At 66.9% G+C, this 3,149-nt stretch carries 4 protein-coding genes; all 4 read right to left on the bottom strand.

Going from position 1 to position 3,149, the window contains the following annotated elements; translation table 11 throughout:
* Window positions 1-1,453 (bottom strand): SDR family oxidoreductase (locus VML93_RS17295; protein ID WP_325612494.1); only part of this gene is annotated, 1,453 nt, incomplete at its 3' end.
* Window positions 1,454-1,456: 3 nt separating this feature from the next.
* A complete protein-coding gene (locus tag VML93_RS17290) occupies window positions 1,457-2,377 on the bottom strand; it encodes a metal-dependent hydrolase (RefSeq protein ID WP_325612492.1) in 921 nt (306 codons plus the stop codon).
* Between the two features lie 109 nt (window positions 2,378-2,486).
* Window positions 2,487-2,960 carry an SRPBCC family protein gene (locus tag VML93_RS17285; protein ID WP_325612491.1) on the bottom strand — a complete coding sequence of 158 codons (474 nt, stop codon included), beginning with the start codon at window positions 2,958-2,960 and terminating at the stop codon, window positions 2,487-2,489.
* Window positions 2,961-2,995: 35 nt separating this feature from the next.
* A partial coding sequence (locus VML93_RS17280) for an Lrp/AsnC ligand binding domain-containing protein (protein WP_325612496.1) occupies window positions 2,996-3,149 on the bottom strand: 154 nt, incomplete at its 5' end.

The following is a 3,149-nucleotide window of genomic DNA, read 5'->3' as shown; positions in this document are numbered from 1 at the left end:
CCTCGTCGGCGAGGTCGGCGCGCAGGGTCTCGCTGAACGCGAGCACCGCGGCCTTCGTCGTGCTGTAGGCAACCATCGATTTCGACGGCAGGAATGCGGCAGCCGACGCGATATTGATGATCGTTCCGCCTTCGCCGCGATCGGCCATCTGCGCGCCGAACACCCTGCTGCCGGTGATCACGCCGCGGACGTTCACGCCCATGATGGCGTCCCAGTTGGCCGAGGTCGTTTCCAGGAACCGGCCGGCCATTCCGATGCCGGCGTTGTTCACCAGGATGTCCACCACGCCGTGCTCGTTGCGGACTTGTGCCGCAAGCTCATCCATCCCGGCCTCGTCGCTGACGTCGGCCTGGTACACCGCGGCCTCGGCGCCCGCCGCGCGAACGGCGTCCGCGCCTTCCTTGGCCGCGACCGAGTCGAGATCGACGAGCAGCACCTTGCGCGCGCCCTGACGGGCCAGTTCCACCGCGGTCGCCCGGCCGATGCCCGCGCCCGCCCCGGTGACCAGCGCGAGCTTGCCGCGCACCTCACGTCGGCCGGCGCGCACGCCCGACGGGCCCGCAGCCGTACCGTCGGCGACATGATCTACCCATTCGGCGGTCAGCCGGGCTATGACGTCTGGACGCGACGTCACCACCCAGTGCCCACCTTCGATCGGAATGACCCTGCCGCCCTGGGTAATCGCACCGGTGAATCGCTGCAGGGCGGGCGTGACGAAGCGGTCCTTGCGCGGCACCAGCACCTGGACCGGCACGGTGGTGTGCGGCAGGTCTGAGTCGGGTCCGGGCGACACCATCGGCTTGGGCATGTTCGCGCGGTACATGCCGAGCCCGTTGACGAAGTCACCGATCGCGCGGGGCGCGGCATCGCGCTGGCTTCGGGTGCTGGACTGCCCGATACGTTCAAGCCCGCCAAAGACTTTCACGCCCAACCCGGAGCGGAACGCCAGCTCCGGCAGACCGGGACAGAGGAAGAAGCCGATATACGCCGACCCGACAAGCTGTTTGGCGACGTCGGCGACAGCCTTCGGAGTGCGCGCCGACCGCAGGAACCTGCCGGCGTACCGCAGGTGCGGTCCGGAGATCGAGGTGAACGAAGCGACCTTGCCCATCAGCGGTTCGTCGGTGATCGCGTTCCAGGTAGCGATCGAGCCCCAGTCGTGCGCCAGCAGGTGCACCTTGCCGACGCCCAGGCTGTCGATCACGGTGTCGGTATCGGACGCCAGCTGGGCGAACCGGTACCCGGAACGGTCTGCCGGACAGGATGATTCGCCTGCGCCACGCACGTCGTAGGCAATGACGTTGTAGCGGGCGAGCAGCCGTTCGGCGACTCCGTCCCACACGTGGTGGTTGTCGGGCCAGCCGTGGATGGCCAGGATGGTCGGGCGCTGCGGGTCGATCTCGTTGTAGTGGTGGATGGCCAGAGTAACGCCGTCGGTAGCGGTAACGATCATGATTCAGTGCGACGCCCGGGCAGCGGGTGAGACGGCCAGATAGTCGACGGCCAGGTCGAGGCCGCCCAGCTGCGACGGGTGAAAGCGGGGCTTGTAGTAGTCACCGACCACCCGGGCCAGTCGCACCGGCCCGGGCACCAAACCCCGGCGTGCCGCCCGGAAGTAGTCCCGCCAGCGCGGCTTGGTACCCGGTGCCAGCAGCGGATCCACCGAATACATGAACCGCACGCCGCGAATCCACAACAGCGACATCACCGGCGTGACGGCCAGCTGCGCGCGTACCTGCCGCCAGTACCCGGCCCGCAGATGCTTCATGGTGTCGAAGGCCACCGCTTTGTGCTCGACTTCTTCGGCGCCATGCCAGCGCAGCATGTCCAGCATCACCGGGTCGGCGCCGACGGCGTCGAGCTCCGGGGAGTTGAGGACCCACTCGCCCAGCACGGCGGTGTAGTGCTCGATCGCCGAGATGAACGAGACCTGCTCCAGCAGCCAGCTGTGCTGTCGCCGCGCGCTGCGCCGCGGTTTCTCCCCCAGCAACTTGTCGAACAGCCACTTGACCTGACCGGTGAACGGAGTCAGGTCGACGTTCTGGGCGGCGAAGTGAGCGAGCACGCCGGAATGCGCCTGGGAATGCATCGCCTCCTGGCCGATGAATCCCTGCACGTCCAGCCTCAGCTGGTCGTCCTTGATCAGCGGCAACGTCTTCTTGAATACCTCGACGAAGAATTCTTCGCCCGCCGGCAGCAGTAGGTGCAGGACGTTGAGGACGTGGGTGGCCAGCGGCTCGTTGGGCACATAGTGGAACGGCAGCCTGGCCCAGTCGAACTCGACGTCACGAGCCTCGAGGACTAGGCGCTCGTGATCTAGAGAAGCATCGTGCGGACCAGCCGCCTGGTCGTCGACGGTGACTTCGGCGGATAACATTTAAGGCCCCCTTGCCTCCGCTTTACACATGCCCGGCAAATGTCATTCAGCTGGACACGATGGATTCGTAAGTATAGATGCGGCAGCAGGCTGACTGAAACCGCGCAGGTCACTCGGCTTCCGCACGTTGCTTGAGCCGCTGCAGGGTGAGCTGGATGTGCTTGGCGTTGGCCGCCGTCCGATCGGCGACACCGGTGGCCTTGCCGCCCACTTTGCGGAACCAGCCCGGCCGGCGGTCCCAGGTGCTCTCGGTGACGCGGCAGCCGCCGTCGGCCGCGACGATGTCGTATTGCCAACGCGCGATCGGCAGGACGGTGTACCGGACGTCGAACGCAAAGCGGCGGCCCGGTTCGGCGTCGGTCACCGTGCACTTCGTCGTCCAGCGGTGGTCGCCGTTTTCGTTGTGGCCGACGAACACCGCCCCGTCGCACACTGCGCCGTTTTCGGTGACGCACTTGCGCCACTCCATGGCGACCGGTTCCTCGGCCAGTTCGGCCAGTGTCGGCAGGTCGGTGATCAGCTGGTAGACCTCGTCCGGGCTGCAGTCGATCTGGACGGTTGCGGACGCCGACGGATCTGTCATGCGCGTGATCATCGGGCTAGTTCGAGGCCCAAGTATTAGATAGGAGCGGCGCCGCGGAGATGTTCGAAGATCAGCGACGTCTGGGTGCCCGCGACGTCGGCGTCGGCGTTGAGGTTCTCGACCACGAACGAGCGCAGGTCCTCGGTGTCGCGCGCGGCGACGTGCAGGATGAAATCGTCGGCGCCGGCC

Source organism: Mycobacterium sp., assembly GCF_035499775.1.
In the GTDB taxonomy this organism is placed as follows: domain Bacteria; phylum Actinomycetota; class Actinomycetes; order Mycobacteriales; family Mycobacteriaceae; genus Mycobacterium.
The sequence above is the reverse complement of the archived record's forward strand: the minus strand, read 5'-3'. Positions and strand labels throughout refer to the sequence as shown.